General features: G+C 37.4%; 17 protein-coding genes. 7 read left to right on the top strand and 10 right to left on the bottom strand.

What is annotated here, in order from left to right:
• Positions 1 to 14: 14 nt before the first annotated feature.
• Together ACAN53_RS03170 and ACAN53_RS03165 are read left to right on the top strand one after the other, a co-directional pair.
• Positions 15 to 1,484, top strand: coding sequence for an aminotransferase class I/II-fold pyridoxal phosphate-dependent enzyme (locus ACAN53_RS03170; protein WP_379966909.1), 1,470 nt, complete (start codon positions 15 to 17; stop codon positions 1,482 to 1,484).
• A 148-nt stretch (positions 1,485 to 1,632) separates the two neighbouring features.
• Positions 1,633 to 2,463, top strand: a complete 831-nt coding sequence (locus tag ACAN53_RS03165) for a protein-glutamine gamma-glutamyltransferase (RefSeq protein ID WP_379966906.1) — start codon at positions 1,633 to 1,635, stop codon at positions 2,461 to 2,463.
• Between the two features lie 94 nt (positions 2,464 to 2,557).
• Here ACAN53_RS03165 and ACAN53_RS03160 read toward each other — a convergent pair whose 3' ends face one another.
• Positions 2,558 to 2,686, bottom strand: coding sequence for a GapA-binding peptide SR1P (locus tag ACAN53_RS03160; RefSeq protein WP_379966903.1), 129 nt, complete (start codon positions 2,684 to 2,686; stop codon positions 2,558 to 2,560).
• Positions 2,687 to 2,987: 301 nt separating this feature from the next.
• Between ACAN53_RS03160 and ACAN53_RS03155 the strand changes: the two genes are divergently transcribed.
• Positions 2,988 to 3,380, top strand: coding sequence for a DUF1885 family protein (locus ACAN53_RS03155; RefSeq protein ID WP_379966900.1), 393 nt, complete (start codon positions 2,988 to 2,990; stop codon positions 3,378 to 3,380).
• Between the two features lie 615 nt (positions 3,381 to 3,995).
• Here the strand turns inward: ACAN53_RS03155 and lpdA are convergent.
• The 4 genes from lpdA to pdhA all read right to left on the bottom strand — a co-directional run bounded on the left by lpdA (position 3,996) and on the right by pdhA (position 8,884).
• A complete protein-coding gene (gene lpdA, locus ACAN53_RS03150) occupies positions 3,996 to 5,408 on the bottom strand; it encodes a dihydrolipoyl dehydrogenase (protein WP_379966897.1) in 1,413 nt (470 codons plus the stop codon).
• A 6-nt stretch (positions 5,409 to 5,414) separates the two neighbouring features.
• Entirely contained in the window at positions 5,415 to 6,692 is a 1,278-nt protein-coding gene (locus tag ACAN53_RS03145; RefSeq protein ID WP_379966894.1) for a dihydrolipoamide acetyltransferase family protein, read from the bottom strand.
• Between the two features lie 95 nt (positions 6,693 to 6,787).
• Positions 6,788 to 7,765 (bottom strand): alpha-ketoacid dehydrogenase subunit beta, encoded by a 978-nt coding sequence (locus ACAN53_RS03140; protein WP_379966891.1) that lies wholly within the window; start codon positions 7,763 to 7,765, stop codon positions 6,788 to 6,790.
• Between the two features lie 3 nt (positions 7,766 to 7,768).
• Positions 7,769 to 8,884, bottom strand: a complete 1,116-nt coding sequence (pdhA, locus tag ACAN53_RS03135) for a pyruvate dehydrogenase (acetyl-transferring) E1 component subunit alpha (RefSeq protein WP_379966888.1) — start codon at positions 8,882 to 8,884, stop codon at positions 7,769 to 7,771.
• A 642-nt stretch (positions 8,885 to 9,526) separates the two neighbouring features.
• On the opposite strand from pdhA, the gene ACAN53_RS03130 reads away from it, so the two are divergent.
• Positions 9,527 to 9,679, top strand: a complete 153-nt coding sequence (locus ACAN53_RS03130; protein ID WP_379966885.1) for a YjcZ family sporulation protein — start codon at positions 9,527 to 9,529, stop codon at positions 9,677 to 9,679.
• A gap of 111 nt (positions 9,680 to 9,790) precedes the next feature.
• The gene (def, locus tag ACAN53_RS03125; protein WP_379966882.1) at positions 9,791 to 10,345 is read left to right on the top strand and encodes a peptide deformylase; all 555 of its coding nucleotides are present in this window, start codon (positions 9,791 to 9,793) and stop codon (positions 10,343 to 10,345) included.
• A gap of 40 nt (positions 10,346 to 10,385) precedes the next feature.
• Here the strand turns inward: def and ACAN53_RS03120 are convergent, their stop codons facing one another.
• The 4 genes from ACAN53_RS03120 to ACAN53_RS03105 form a co-directional block, all read right to left on the bottom strand.
• Positions 10,386 to 10,535, bottom strand: a complete 150-nt coding sequence (locus ACAN53_RS03120; protein WP_379966879.1) for a FeoB-associated Cys-rich membrane protein — start codon at positions 10,533 to 10,535, stop codon at positions 10,386 to 10,388.
• 15 nt (positions 10,536 to 10,550) lie between these two features.
• On the bottom strand, positions 10,551 to 12,554 hold the full coding sequence (feoB, locus tag ACAN53_RS03115) for a ferrous iron transport protein B (protein ID WP_463323060.1): 2,004 nt from the start codon (positions 12,552 to 12,554) through the stop codon (positions 10,551 to 10,553).
• On the bottom strand, positions 12,554 to 12,787 hold the full coding sequence (locus ACAN53_RS03110; protein WP_379966873.1) for a FeoA family protein: 234 nt from the start codon (positions 12,785 to 12,787) through the stop codon (positions 12,554 to 12,556). Before ACAN53_RS03110 ends, feoB begins: the two co-directional genes overlap by 1 nt.
• Before the next feature lie 133 nt (positions 12,788 to 12,920).
• Positions 12,921 to 13,694, bottom strand: coding sequence for a Cof-type HAD-IIB family hydrolase (locus tag ACAN53_RS03105; RefSeq protein WP_379966870.1), 774 nt, complete (start codon positions 13,692 to 13,694; stop codon positions 12,921 to 12,923).
• 325 nt (positions 13,695 to 14,019) lie between these two features.
• On the opposite strand from ACAN53_RS03105, the gene ACAN53_RS03100 reads away from it, so the two are divergent.
• Together ACAN53_RS03100 and rnjA are read left to right on the top strand one after the other, a co-directional pair.
• Positions 14,020 to 14,235 carry a DNA-dependent RNA polymerase subunit epsilon gene (locus ACAN53_RS03100; RefSeq protein WP_379966867.1) on the top strand — a complete coding sequence of 72 codons (216 nt, stop codon included), beginning with the start codon at positions 14,020 to 14,022 and terminating at the stop codon, positions 14,233 to 14,235.
• Between the two features lie 3 nt (positions 14,236 to 14,238).
• Entirely contained in the window at positions 14,239 to 15,906 is a 1,668-nt protein-coding gene (gene rnjA / locus ACAN53_RS03095) for a ribonuclease J1 (RefSeq protein ID WP_379966864.1), read from the top strand.
• Positions 15,907 to 15,989: 83 nt separating this feature from the next.
• Here rnjA and ACAN53_RS03090 read toward each other — a convergent pair whose 3' ends face one another.
• The gene (locus ACAN53_RS03090) at positions 15,990 to 16,574 is read right to left on the bottom strand and encodes a DUF3501 family protein (protein ID WP_379966861.1); all 585 of its coding nucleotides are present in this window, start codon (positions 16,572 to 16,574) and stop codon (positions 15,990 to 15,992) included.
• Between the last annotated feature and the right edge of the window lie 21 nt (positions 16,575 to 16,595).

Here is a 16,595-nt window from a genome sequence, read left to right as displayed (position 1 = left end):
AAGGGGTGTATAGGTTGTCCCAAAAAGAAACACCGTTATTTACCGCATTAGTAGAACACAGCAATCGAAATCCTGTCCAATTTCATATTCCGGGACATAAAACAGGAAAAGGAATGGACCCACAATTTCGGGAATTTATTGGACATAACGCATTATCAATCGATTTAATTAATATTGCACCGCTTGATGATCTTCATCATCCAAAGGGTATGATTAAAAAAGCACAAGATTTAGCTGCTGAAGCATTTGGAGCTGATCATACTTTTTTCTCTGTTCAAGGAACGAGCGGCGCTATTATGACAATGGTGATGAGTGTTTGTGGCCCCGGCGATAAAATTCTCGTACCACGAAATGTTCATAAATCTGTTATGTCAGCCATTATCTTTTCTGGCGCTAAACCAATATTTATTCATCCAGAAATTGATCCGGTTCTCGGCATTTCGCATGGAATGACACTTACGTCAGTAAGACACGCTCTGGAAGCCCATCCAGACGCCAAAGGACTTCTTGTTATTAATCCAACGTATTTTGGTTTCGCTGCTGACCTGAAGGAAATCGTTAAAATTTCTCATTCTTACGGCGTTCCGGTACTCGTTGACGAAGCTCATGGTGTTCATATTCATTTTCATGATAAATTACCGCTATCAGCCATGCAGGCAGGCGCAGATATGGCCGCAACAAGCGTTCATAAGCTAGGTGGCTCCTTAACACAAAGTTCTATATTAAATGTACGTAAAGGGCTGGTAAACGTAAAGCACATACAATCTATTATTAGCATGCTAACCACAACTTCTACTTCCTACATTCTTCTTGCGTCTCTTGATGTAGCAAGAAAACGTCTAGCGACTGAAGGACGTAAGCTAATTGATCAAACAATTGAACTTGCAGAGCAACTTCGAAATGATATAAATGAAATCCAATATTTATATTGTCCAGGCGAAGAATTGCTCGGAACTGATGCAACATTTGACTTCGATCCAACAAAAATAATTGTTTCCGTAAAAGAATTAGGTATCACAGGACACGATGCGGAGCGTTGGCTACGTGAACACCATAACATTGAGGTGGAATTATCTGATCTTTATAATATTCTATGTCTCATAACGATGGGAGATTCACAGCAGGAAACTGCTATCCTATTACATGCATTACGTGACCTTGCATCCACCTTTCAACATAATACTGCCAGTATTGAAGTACATGTAGAAGTTCCTGAGATTCCACTCTTGGCATTATCACCGCGTGACGCCTTTTATTCAGAGACTGAAATAGTACCCTTTGTAGAAGCGGCTGGTAGAATTATCGCCGAATTTGTAATGGTCTACCCCCCAGGAATTCCTATTTTCACTCCTGGCGAAATTATTACACAAGAAAATTTAGATTATATTAAAAAAAATTTAGCAGCCGGACTACCTGTACAAGGACCAGAGGATGCAGAGTTAAATTTTCTTCGTGTAATTAAAGAATATAAACCCATTTCTTAATTTTTATATGATAATATATTTTATCTTTGCTATTTAAAATTAGAGGGGGGAGAACTAAGGGGGTACACCCTATTTCTCCCTCCTCTTTGTTCACGTTTCCCCCCCACCATCATAAAATAGAAAAAACGGGATTGGAGTGGGAAATGTCATGATTGTAATGGGACGCTCTATCATTCATCCCAAATTACTTGATGATACTGAACTTTTTTTTGAGACAAAGAAACAAATATTAGAATCAATGACAAGTAACCAAGAGGTATACACATATGAAACATTGGACCAACTCGTGTTCGATGTTCATCTGCGTCTTCATTTGCTATTAACATGTATTGACTTGTTAAGCAGTGGAATACAGTTTCGTACCTTTTCACAATCATTCTGTCATGATATATTTTGGAAACGAACGAAGCAAGGAGGATTTCAAGTAGAGCAAGGAGTTCTTCCTTCTGTGGCAATTAATGATATTTTTTCAAACGGGAAAAAATATGGTACTGAGTGCGCAACTGCCATCATCATCATCATCTATAAATCCTTACTTCAGTGTTATGATGACCATACCTTTAATCGTTTATTTTCCAATCTTCTTCTATTCACATGGGATTATGATAAAAATTTAAAACTCATCACTAAAACAGATGGCACGATTATTCCAGGAGATATAACTTATTTCAAAAATCCCCAGGTAGATCCATTGACCATTGAATGGCAAGGAGAAAATACAATCTATCTTGGCGACGATTTCCACTATGGACACGGCGTCGGCATGAGCACAAGCGACCAAGTTATTAATACGTTAAATCTGCGTCGTAAACCCAATGCCTTCCTTACCGCATATATAACAAACTTCATTACCCGAGTAGACATTGCACAAATGAGCATCTACGCCTCATCATCAAAAATCAAATCTACTATTCAATTTACCCCAATTCGTGAAAACATCATCATAGCAACAGCAGGCCACACCACAACCGTGTACTAACGAAAGGATTTTCTGGCTTGCTCAGCTCCGGAAGGCAGTGGTTCTATAATCAAAAAAGGCGCAGGGGTTACCCCCTACGCCTTTTTTGATTATTTTATACTTCCACATGTTTATGTGTATCAGATGCACATTCTTCACAACAATGTCCGTACAGCACGGTTACTTTTTCATCCTCAAAATGTTCAATTGTACTTTCACAAACTTGACAAACGATAGTTCCCACTTTATTACCCCCTATTATTTGCAAAAATGGTTGTGTAAGCGCTTATCTTTTTTTCATAGTTATTGTAATATGTTATACTAATTTCGTCAACAACTATTTAATATGACATACTTAATCAAGTTCACTCTATTTTCTTCATTAGTAAAAACTTATATCTGTACTACTTCTACGGAAGCAAATATAATCTATATATCGAAATGTTGTATGTAGTAGAAAAGGATAATTTAACGTAAGTATTTGTCAAAAAAATTAGAACAATGATACAATACAAATGAAGCATTATAAAATAGGGGGATTCCACATGCAACATGCATTCATTACACTCGTTCCGAAGTCGGCGAAGCAAGAAATATCCATACAAGATGTGAAGGATTTATTTACATACTATAAGCAAATTACTACCAAAACGGGTACACAACTTTCTTGGGGTTATTCTGAAACCGCTTTTCCCTACGAAATCATTGATAAGTCCGATACAACAATCCATTTAAAATCAAATCATGATCGTTATCAATCAATCTATGTAGGAGTAGGTATCGAAGAAAATCAACATTTTATTCAAATTACACTTCCTGATAGCGCTACCTACGGAGATAAGGGTAAAGCAAATGAATTTTGCCGCTTTCTAGCAAAAAAATTACAAGGTGAATTACGCCTCTTTAATGATCGCGTTATGTATTTTTACAAGCGTTAACTGTCGATTTAAGTTGTACACTTCTTTATTTAAATATTATATATTCTTCGTTACCCATCTCTGTCTTGCTGTGTTCCTCAAAAGGCGCAGGTCATTCAAAAGAATAGTGATGGGTAACATTTATGTTTTGCGAGAAAAATTTAGTATATGTGTTATACTATAATTTAAATATATTGTTTCGATGCTAACCTTATTTATTTTTTATTTACCATCAAACCTTTTTAAATTTCCCCTTACCTATTTCCAAAAAAGAAAACTAATCATGCTATAAATAATAAAAAACAATACTCCATTTCTTACAGTCTTATGAAATGCATACCGCCTTTTCTGCAACACATAATTAGCAACTACATATGCAACATACAAAAATACTACAAATAACATGATTTTAGCTCGTAATTTATCATGGGGTGAGATAAATACGATTACAGAATAACTACACCATATTAGCATGTGGTATATTCCGACAATGGTTGCTTTCTTCATAGTACCTTCTCCTTACTGACGCTAGTCCTACAATACTATATGGCCATAGAACATCTTTTAGAAGACAAAAAAAGAAGCATCCAAGTAGAATGCTTCTTTTTATTTTCCTATAAAAAATCTAAATCACTATTATTTCACAATGTGGATTGGTGTTCCTAATGCTACTTCTGCTGCCTCCATGGTAATTTCACCCAATGTTGGATGTGCATGAATGGTTTGCGCAATATCTTCTGCTGTCATTCCAGCTTCAATTGCTAAACCCAGTTCAGAAATAATATCAGAGGCGCCTGCTCCTGCCACTTGCGCTCCTAATAATAAGCCATCTTCTTTACGCGTAATAAGCTGTACGAACCCATCTGTGCTATTTAGTGATAATGCACGACCATTTGCCCCAAAAGGAAATTTAGAGGCATTCACGTCAATGCCTTCTGCTTCAGCTTGCTTTTTTGTATATCCAACAGATGCTAATTCTGGATCCGTAAAGCAAACTGCTGGGATACCAATATAGTCAATTTCAGACGGATGACCACTAATAGCTTCTGCTGCTACTTTTCCTTCATAAGATGCTTTATGAGCTAATGGAGGACCCAGAACAATATCACCAATCGCATAAATATTAGGTATATTTGTACGACATTGTTTATCAATTTCAATAAGTCCGCGGTCAGTAACCTTAATTCCTACTTGCTCTAAGCCCATTTCACGTGTATTTGGACGACGTCCAACTGTAACTAGTACATAATCTGCATCAATCGATTTCATTTCTCCTTTTGCTTCGAAATGAACCGTAACACCGTCTTCTCGTTCATCTACAGATTTACCAAATGCCTTCGTAAAGATTTCTACATTTCCTTTTTTCTTAAGTCCTCTTTTTACAATCGCACTCATAGACTTTTCGAAACCAGATAGAATTTCGTCCCCTGCTTCGAGTATCGTAACTTCCGTACCGAAGTTAGCGTATGCTGTACCTAATTCCATTCCAATATACCCACCGCCAATAACGACTAGCTTTTTCGGAATTTCAGGTAAATTTAGTGCGCCTGTTGAATTAATCACTCGTTTTGAAAAAGTAAATCCTGGAATCTGAATTGGTGTAGATCCCGTTGCTATAATTGCATTTTTAAAGTTATACGTTTGGGCAGATGTTTCCGTTAGTGCACGCAAAGAGTTACTATCTACAAAAAATGCTTCGCCGCGAATGATGTCAATTTTATTTCCTTTAAGGAGTGTTTCGACTCCTCCCGTTAATTTATTGACAACGCTTTGTTTCCAGGCTTGTACTTTTGAAAAATCAACCGTAACATTTTCAGCTGTAATCCCCATGTCGCTCGAGTGCTTAGCATGTTCATAACGATGACCTGCTGAAATGAGAGCTTTTGAAGGAATACACCCGACATTTAAACACACACCACCGATAGATCCTCTTTCTATAACTGCTACTTTTTGCCCAAGTTGAGCGGCACGAATAGCCGCAACGTAGCCACCAGGGCCAGCACCAATAACGACAGTATCTAAATCAATTGGAAAATCTCCTACTACCATGTGCGATTACGCCTCCATTATAAGTAATTGTGGATCATTCAATAGACGCTTGATATGATTTAATGCCTTTTGAGCTGTCGCACCGTCAATCATACGGTGGTCAAAGCTTAGTGACAAAGCAAGAACCGGTGCAATGACAATTTCGCCATCTTTGACAACTGGTTTTTCACTAATACGTCCGATACCAAGAATTGCAACTTCTGGGTGATTAATAACCGGTGTAAACCATTGACCACCTGCAGATCCAATGTTTGTAATCGTGCAAGATGCACCCTTCATTTCGTTTGGAGCAAGATGACCTTCACGAGCCTTATCTGCTAGCTCATTAATTTCAGCGGAAATAGAGAAGATAGATTTACGCTCTGCATCTTTCACAACTGGTACGAGAAGACCTTTGTCCGTATCTGCTGCAATCCCAATATTATAGTAATGCTTATGAATAATTTCAGATGTTGCATCATCTAGTGACGTATTTAATACTGGATATTCGCGAAGTGCAGATGTTAACGCTTTTACAACATAAGGTAAATACGTTAATTTAATTCCTTTTCTAGCTGCAACCTCTTTAAACTTCTTACGATGCAAGACAAGATCGGTTACATCTACTTCATCCATTAACGTTACATGCGGAGCTGTTTGTTTCGAATGAACCATTGCCTTTGCAATCATCTTTCGAATACCGCTCATCTTCTCACGTGTTTCTGGATATTGACCAGCTACAAATGTTAACGCTGCTTCTGCTTTTGACTCTACTTTCGTTTCTGCTACTACTTCTACTTGATTATCTTCCTGATTTGGTACTGTTACTACTTCTTTTCCAAAAGCATCAATATCATCTTTCAATACACGTCCATTTTTACCTGATCCGTGTATGCTATGAATATCAATACCTTTTTCCCGAGCATACTTGCGAACAGATGGCATAGCAATAACTCGTTCATTCTTTTGTGCAACTTCATTTACTACTTCCACAACTGTTTCCTGTTTTGCAGGTTCTTCTTCCATAGGAGCTGCTTCTTGCCCTTTAAACGTAAGGTTTTCGTACCCAGGTGCGTCTAGCGTTACAAGAACATCTCCTACAACTGCTACTGTACCTTCACTAACAATTACATCTAGCACTTTCCCTTTTACTGGAGAAGGAATTTCTACTACAGATTTATCATTTTGTACTTCAAGAAGAACGTCATCTTCATTAATTTCATCGCCAGGTTTAACGAACCATTTAACGATTTCACCTTCATGAATACCCTCACCGATATCTGGTAATCTAAATTCGAATGCCACGGACTTCATCTCCCTGTACTATTTATCGTTTAAAACGGTATATTAATAGTGATAGCGCAAAAGAATAAAAATCTTTCTTTTGCGCTCATTTACGTTTAGAAATTCATAACTTTTTGAATAGCTTCTACAACGTCCTTATTGTTTGGTAGCCATACACCTTCTGCTTGAGAGAATGGGAATACCGTATCCGCTGCTGTAACACGAACAACAGGTGCTTCTAAGCTAAGTATAGCGCGCTCATTAATTTCAGCAACTACATTAGCAGCAATACCTGCTTGACGTTGTGCCTCTTGAACAACGACTACACGACCTGTTTTTTCAACAGACGCAATAATTGTATCTATATCGAGTGGTTGTACTGTTCGTAAGTCAATTACTTCTACAGATACCCCTTGTTTTTCAAGTTCTTCAGCAGCCTTTAAAGCAGTATGAACCATTGCACCATAAGCAATCGCAGTAACATCTGTACCAACACGTTTTACTTCTGCCTTTCCAAGTTCAATTGTATATTCTCCTTCTGGAACTTCTTGACGGAACGAACGATACAATTTCATATGTTCTAAGTAAATAACCGGGTCGTTATCACGAATAGCAGAGATAAGTAGACCTTTGGCATCATAAGGAGTAGCAGGAATAACAACTTTGAGTCCAGGTTGTTGTGCAACGAGTCCTTCTAAACTATCTGCATGGAGCTCAGGAGTATGAACACCACCACCAAACGGTGAACGAACGGTAATCGGAGCATTCCAGCGACCACCAGAACGATAACGCATACGCGCCATTTGACCTGAAATACTATCTAATACTTCGAAAACGAAGCCGAAAAATTGGATTTCTGGAACCGGACGAAACCCTTGAAGAGCAAGACCGATAGAAAGACCTCCGATTGCTGATTCTGCAAGCGGTGTATCAAACACACGTTGTTCTCCGAATTCGGCTTGTAATCCGTCTGTAGCACGGAATACCCCACCGTTAACACCCACGTCTTCCCCGAATACTACTACATTAGGGTCGTTTTTTAGTTCGACGCGTAACGCCGATGTGATTGCTTGAATCATTGTCATTTGCGCCATGGCTTATTTCGACTCCTTCTCTGTATAAATTTCATATTGCTCCTGCAAATTATAAGGTAGCTTTTCATACATAATGTTAATTAAGTCCGTTACCTGTTGTTTTGGAGCCTGGTCAGCCTTAGCAATGGCTTGTTTAATATCCTCTTTTGCTTGTTCAATGACCTTGTTTTCTTCTTCATCAGACCATAGGCCTTTGTTTGTTAAGAATATACGGAACCGAACGATTGGATCCTTTTGTTCCCATTCATTTTCAAGATCCTTCGTACGATAACGTGTTGGGTCATCACCAGCCATTGTATGTGGGCCATAACGGAAGGTTAATGTCTCAATTAATGTTGGACCTTCCCCGTTAATTGCACGTTCACGAGCAAAATGAGTTGCTGCATATACTGCTAACGGGTCCATACCGTCTACTTGAATACCCGGTATACCAACCGCTACTGCTTTTTGCGCAATTGTTTTTGCAGAAGATTGCTTTTCAACAGGTGTAGAAATAGCAAATCGATTATTTTGAACAATAAAAATAGCTGGTGCTTTAAATGCACTCGCAAAGTTCATTCCTTCATAGAAATCACCTTGAGATGCACCGCCGTCACCTGTATATGTGATAGCAACCGATTTCTTACCGCGAAGCTTCATACCAAGTGCAACACCTGCTGTTTGAACGATTTGTGCACCAATAATGATTTGCGGAGAAATAGCATTAACTGATTCAGGCATTTGGTTGCCGATATAATGACCACGTGAGAATAAAAATGCTTGATAAAGCGGTAATCCATGCCAAATGAGTTGCGGTACATCACGATAACCAGGAAGAACAAAGTCTTCGCTTTCAAGAGCGAAGTGGCTTGCTAGTTGCGACGCTTCTTGTCCAGCAGTTGGTGCATAAAAGCCAAGACGACCTTGACGATTAAGAGAAATAGAACGCTGATCTAGTACACGTGTATAAACCATACGACGCATTAACTCTTTTAATTGATCATCAGTAAGTTCAGGCATTGCTGCTTCATTCACAACTTCGCCTTTTTCATTTAGAATTTGTAATGTTTGAAATGCATCTGCAATCGCTTTAAATTGCGCATCCACATTAAACGGGGACTTTTTAGTATTCGCTCCCATTTTCGTTCACCTCTTCCTCTTTTATGAACATTTTCTTAAACGCTTTATAATTATATAACCGTTACAAAAAACGCAAAAGAATGTGTACCGAATATAATCGATAATCCATGTTTGGCAAGTCAAAATTCTGTACTACTAATAATTAATAAATAACTAATACAATGTGAATTACTTGTTTAAGTTTACAACTAATTACGGAACTGTGTCAATTACTTTACTTTCAATTTTATAACAAATTTCCATAGATTAAATATGTTATTTCTTTCAAAACACTATACTGTATCAATCCTTATAGTTCTTCTGTTATACATTTAAACAACTTTTTTATCCTTACATAAAAGGGATACACCCTAAGACGCTCTTCCTAGTACTTGTACATATATTATTTTACACAATTTTTCCTATATTATCTTATATATTAGTACCATTTATTTTGTTAGTTGGTGTGCTGTTCAAAAGACATATGATTCATAAAGATAAAGTGAACCCTTCCTCATAGGATGTCTTTATCTCCATTGAAGGGAGATAAAACTTTAGTGTTCCATTTCAATGAAATAGGCATATAACTACACACTTTTTCATTTCATTCATACTTTATAGTAACCGCAAGAATGCGGAAATGATAAGGGAGGTCCTGTAATTATGTATGGATATACGTATTGCTACCCAACTGCTCCAACCTATACTGCTCCTGCCTATGGCTATGGCTGCGCTCCAACCGCTGGACGTGGGTTTGCTTTAATCGTAGTTCTGTTTATTCTTTTAATCATCGTTGGTGCAGCTTGTATTCATTAATGTAAACCTGCAAACTATGAAAAAGGAAGGAAGATTCTCCTTCCTTTTTTTCATTGGTCATGACATTTTGAAAAACCTTTGATAGACTAGTGGATGAAAGGAGTGAATTCCATGCTAACAATGGAAAACATTATACGTGAAGGACATCCCGTTTTAAGAGAAGTAGCGAAAGAGGTCGAGCTTCCTGCAAGCGAAGAAGATATACATACTCTTCAAGAAATGATTGAATTCGTTCAAAATAGTCAAAATCCCGAACTATCTGAACAATATAATTTACGCCCTGGCATCGGCCTTGCTGCACCGCAAATCGCTTTATCCAAACGAATGATTGCGGTACATGTAACCGATGCGGAAGATAAGCTATATAGCTATGCACTATTTAATCCAAAGATCGTCAGCCATTCGGTTGAAAAGACATACTTGCCGGGTGGTGAAGGTTGCTTGTCTGTCGATCGTGACGTTCCTGGCTATGTTCCTCGGTACAAACGAATTACCGTAAAAGGTACAACCGTTGACGGTGAGGCAATTAAACTACGTTTAAAAGGACTTCCCGCTATCGTTTTTCAGCATGAAATTGATCATTTAAATGGCATTATGTTCTTCGATCATATTAATACAGCAGATCCTTATTCTGTAGATGATGATATAAAACCTTTAGAGCCATAAATCCATGCAATAAAAAATAAGAAGCAAATAAAACTGCTTCTTATTTTTGTTGCATCTCGTGGCAATTACTTCTACAAGATTTATTAAGTTCACATGTTGCACATTTTCCTTTTTTGCTTTTTTTCATAAATTTAAATAGGCTTAATCCTGCATAACTAAATATAAGAGCACCTAAGACATAATTAATCATAGACTTTCTTCCTTTCTATTGGAATCCAAGAAGCAACCCAACTGTGTGTACAATGAAACTTACCCCATATGCTAAAACGAGTGCATATCCGATTGAAAACATCGTCCATTTTTTTGAAGAAGTTTCTTTTTGAATAACTGCTACAGTTGCTAAACAAGGAACATACAATAAAATAAATACTAAAAAACTATAGGCACTAAGCGGCGTGAAAATTTGTTGCATAGAAGCATGTAGTTGATCAATATTTGGTGTTTTAAACATAATGGTCATCGTCGATACAACAACCTCTTTTGCTAAAAATCCCGTTAGCAAAGCTGCTCCTGCCTGCCATGTGCCAAATCCAAGAGGAATGAACAACGGTGCTAATAACCCTCCAATATGTGCCAAATAGCTATGTTCCATATCTATCTGTAAGCCATCTGGACCGGCATAGGAAAGTAACCAGATAAAAACAGATCCTCCAAAAATAAATGTACCTGCCTTGCGAACAAAACCCTTTCCTTTATCCCACGTACTTCGAAGCAATGTTTTCCACTGTGGCACTCGGTAAGGTGGGAGTTCAATAAGAAAGAACGAAACTTCATCCCGAAGTAAAACTTTGGAAAAAAATTTAGCTAGCAACAAGGCACAGCCGATTCCTAATACATATAACGATAAGACAATAAGTGCTTGTTGTTTTGCAAAGAATGCTGCAACGAATAAACTATATACACTTAAACGAGCTGAACAAGACATAAGAGGAGTAAGTAAAATCGTTATGAGTCGTTCCTTTGGCTGCTCTACTGTTCTAGCAGCCATAATTCCCGGTACATTACAACCAAGGCCTATAATCATTGGAATAAATGCTTTTCCATTCAAACCGACCTTTTCCATAAGTCTGTCCATTACTGTTGCAACGCGCGCCATGTATCCTGAGTCTTCTAACAAAGAAATAAAAAAGAAGAGAATAAAAATTTGAGGAACGAAAACAAGTACTCCTCCTACGCCTGCTATAATCCCATTTGTCACCAGATCACGAATAAATGTATTTGCTTCCATACGATCTAGTAAAAATGTAACCACTTGTGAAAGTGGTCCCGAAAAAAAATCATCCAATACATTAGAAATAGGAGTACCCACCCAATCAAAGGTAACCTTAAATAGCAAAAACATAATAAGCAAGAAAATAGGAATTCCAAGCACATTATGTGTAGCAATTCGATCAATTCGTTCAGTTGCAGAAATAGTTTTTGAAGGTGTTACCGTTACTACTTGTACCAAAAGTGTTTCAATGTACGAAGCCCGAATTTGATGAATATGTTGTTTCATTGTTCGTGAATGACTTTCGCTTGTCACTTGTTTTGTCGCTTCTTCTACAATGTTATGCAACTTCGCGTAGTCAATGAATCTCTCAACCTCTCTATAAACGGTCTCATTTCCTAATAAACACTGCAGTGCATACCATCGTTTCGTCCCAGGCAACTGATCCGGTAGCATACTAGCAATTTCATGCACTGCTTTTTCTACAACCGTGCCATAGTGAATCAAAAAACGATTTTGTTTAGAAGCAGCAGGGATTTCATTTAATAATTGTTCGCATCCTATCCCTTTGCGAGCAATTACAGGGGTAATGGAGACACCTAACAAATCCCCTAATTTACCTATATGAATCTGATGTCCACGAGCGTTAGCTACATCTATCATGTTCAAACCAATCATCATTGATTTTCCGAATTCTAACAATTCTATTGTTAAATGTAAGTTTCGTTCTAGCCGAGATGCATCCACAATATTTAAAATAGACGAAAAGGATTCAGTAAGCAGGAACTGCGTTGCGACTTGTTCATCCTTTGAAAGTGGATGAAGAGAGTATACACCAGGCAAATCGATTAAGGACCCCTGTTCATTTCGCAACACGCCAACCTTTTTTTCTACTGTTACTCCGCTCCAGTTTCCAACATACTCATAAGACCCTGTTAGCGAATTAAATAAGGATGTTTTCCCTGTATTCGGATTTCCAAACAAACCAATGTATTGCATCATACTTCCCCCAGACTTACGTAAATTCTACTAGCCTCAAGACATCGTAAGCTGATAGATTGGCCGTGAGCTTCAATAATGAATGGTCCTCCAAACGGTAGCTTTCTCTTAACGGATATTATAACTCCCTCATCAATTCCCATATCTAGCAATCTGCGCTGTATCATGAGGCTAAGATTAGATACATCTTGAATGATTACCTTCTTATCTAATTCTATGTTTGATAACATCATTCTAATCTTCACTTCCTTGCTTTAACGATATTGATAATGATAATTATTTTCATTTACTATGTATTATATGACACAATGTTAAGAGTGAGAAGTTTTTTTCTTCTCACCCGCATATTATTTTCTTGAGCACTCCTTATAATAATCCGGCCCACTTTAATCCAGCCAAAATACCATCATCATTTACGTTGCGTGTTACAAAGTTAGCCACTATTTTTACTTCTTCCCGCGCATTTCCCATTGCAATACCTGTTCCGGCAGCTTTTATCATTTCAATATCGTTTAATCCATCCCCAAAAGCAAATACTTGATCGTGCTGAAATCCTAACTTTTCTATAAATTTATGTATACCTGCTGCTTTTGATCCACCGTTAGGAAGAATATCCATGGAATAATCATGCCAACGAATAAATTGAAATTGCGGGTATTCATGCAAGAAAGATTGTTCCTGTCCCTCTTCACAAAAAAGTAACGCTTGGTAAATATCATGCGCCTCATAAAACGCTGGTTCATATGGTGGATGGTCAAAATGTAAAGTTCCTAAACTTTCAGCAACGAAGTGATGCTGCATGACAGTTGCTTTCATTTCTCTTTCATTCATAAAGACGAGCGGAAACCCTGATTCATTTGCAAAGGAAGTGAATTGATGCAATGTGGATATAGGCAATTGTTGTCGATGAATAACCTCATTTTCAAATACCACATATTGTCCATTAAAGCTTATATAATTAGGTATGTTTAATTCTTTTCTTAGATCTTCAAACATGAATGGTGCACGTCCCGTTGCAATGGCTACATGAACTCCTTTTTCCTGTAATTGTGTAATTGCTTCTTTCGTAGAGTTTGGGACTTGCTTCTTCTCATCTAATAACGTTCCATCAATATCAAAGAATACAATTTTATCATTCATTTCTTATAATCCTTTCATCTTGGATTTACATCCTATTACATGCATCATCTTATTCTATCTTAGATAAGGGCTAAACAACCAAAAATAACGAAACCGTGCCAGTTTTGTAATATCTCACTTCTCATGTTTTTTCATACTTACTGTAAAAATATGTTTGAAAGTAGAAATCATAGGTAAAACTAATTAAAAATGTAGACAGTCAGACATAAATTGACACGAAACAGGTGTATTTTTTTCATTGCAGAGGAAAAAACATGAAAAAGAAATGTATTTCCTTTATAATAGATTAAAGATATGCAAAATAGATACAAGGAGAGGTTTTACGATGATTTTTAAAGTATTTTACCAAGAGTCTGCTCTAGAAGTACCTGTGCGCGAAAAAACAAAGGTACTATATATAAAGGCAGAATCGGAACGCGAAGTTCGAACAAAAATTATTCCAAAGGGTTATAACATTGAACTTATTCAAGAGCTTGCCGGAGCTCACCTTGAATATGAAAAGCAAAATGTTGAAAACTTTGAGCTGTTGGAGAGTATTTAGTATATGAAGTTTTTAAAAAATGATCAAACCGCTGTATTTGCGCTTGGAGGTCTAGGCGAGATAGGAAAGAACACATACGCGGTTCAATATCAAGATGAAATTATTGTAATAGATGCCGGCATTAAATTCCCAGAAGATGAGCTTCTTGGAATTGACTATGTAATACCAGATTATTCGTACCTCGTTCGTAATGAGGACAAGATTAAAGGTGTATTTATTACGCATGGTCACGAAGACCATATCGGTGGTATTCCTTACTTACTGCGCCAAGTTAATGTTCCAATCTATGGTGGAAAATTGGCGATCGGACTCATTAAAAACAAATTGGAAGAACATGGATTACTTCGGAAAGCAAAACTTTATGAAATAAGTGAAGATGATGTAATTTCATTTTCTAACACTTCCGTTTCATTTTTCCGAACGACTCACAGCATTCCTGATTCGTACGGTATTGTTGTAAAAACACCACAAGGACAAATTGTTCAAACCGGTGATTTCAAGTTCGACTTTACACCAGTTGGAGAACCTGCAAATATGACAAAAATGGCGCAAATCGGAAAAGAAGGTGTGCTTTGCTTATTATCTGATAGTACGAATAGCGAAGTTCCAAACTTCACAATGTCAGAGCGCCGAGTTGGAGACACGATTTATGACATTTTCCGCAAAGTAAACGGACGGATTATATTTGCAACTTTTGCTTCTAATATCCATCGCTTGCAGCAAGTTGTAGAAGCAGCCGTAGCAACGAATCGTAAAATTGCTGTGTTTGGTCGAAGTATGGAAGCCACTTTTGAAATAGGACAAAGCCTAGGTTATATTACTTGCCCAAAGGAGACAATTATCGATTCCTCACAAATCAACCGTCTCCCTGCAAATCAAGTTGTTATCCTTTGCACAGGTAGCCAAGGAGAGCCTATGGCTGCGTTATCTCGAATTGCGAATGGAACGCATCGTCAAATTCAAATTAATCCTGGTGATACAGTGGTTTTCTCTTCCTCACCAATTCCAGGAAATACTGTCAGTGTAAATAGAACGATTAATTTATTGTACCGTGCTGGTGCAGACGTTATTCATGGACCACTTACAGATATTCATACAAGTGGTCATGGCGGTCAACAAGAACAAAAGCTTATGCTTCGACTTATGAACCCTAAATTCTTCATGCCTATTCACGGTGAATATAGAATGCAGAGAATGCATGCGAAACTAGCTACTGAATGCGGTGTTCCGGAAGAAAATTGTTTTATTTTAGATAATGGTGATGTATTAGCCTTACGAGAGGACGAAGCATCTGTTGCAGGAAAAGTTCCATCTGGTTCCGTATATATTGACGGAAATGGAGTAGGTGATATCGGCAATATTGTACTTCGTGATCGTCGTATTCTATCAGAAGAAGGTCTTGTAATTGTTGTTGTTAGCATTGATATGAAAGCATTCAAGATTGCTGCTGGACCTGATATCATTTCTCGAGGATTCGTATACATGAGAGAAAGTAGTGATTTAATTAACGATGCACAGTCATTAATTGCTGGTCACTTATCGAAAGTAATGGAACGGAAAACAACCCAATGGTCTGAAATTAAAAATGAAATTACGGACACGCTTGCTCCGTTCTTGTATGAAAAAACAAAACGTAAGCCAATGATTTTGCCAATCATAATGGAAGTATAAAAATAGCCACAAAAAAAGAAGGTATCTGCTACCTTCTTTTTTATTTAAAACTCCAAATGGCAAGAATTCTACCCTTTTTCACCTTACACCAAATCGCCCCGTAAACTCTTTATACATGAAGGAGGTACTACTGTTTCGTCTGCAAGATTCGGATGCGTTAGTTTTAATTTTACTACTACGTCATCTGCAGAGTCTTGTAGCTGTTGTTTTGCAGATTGTGTTAAAGGAAATTTAAGATAGTGTACACTTGTCGTTGCTTCACGATCATCATGTTCTTCCTCAAACACTGCCTGAATGGTTTCATCCCCAACGGTTAGCTGTAAATAATTTTCAATTCCTTTTAGTTGAACTAACAGGTTTCCGAGATGCTCTAAATCATCCCATTCAATAAAAAGGGTAGCAGACAACTCATTTTCCTTTGGAATCATATAATCATAAATTGAAATATATTCATCCAATTCTTCTGGATCTGTTAAATCTTCACTATGTACAAGTTCCAGAATTTGAAATAATACCGTATTTCGATTTTCAAATAATATTGAAATATGATCTGATAATTTAACACGACGATTATTTTTGTAAGTAATCATTTTTTGAAGGTACTCATCTCGTCCCTCCCGATATGTATCTAATGGGACGATATCTTTTCGCGTAATAGACTTTGTCATACGTGTTTTACCTCCTTATGT

Source organism: Ectobacillus soli (assembly GCF_042610425.1).
In the GTDB taxonomy this organism is placed as follows: Bacteria; Bacillota; Bacilli; order Bacillales; family Bacillaceae_G; genus Ectobacillus.
This window is presented reverse-complemented; position numbering and strand designations above follow the sequence as displayed.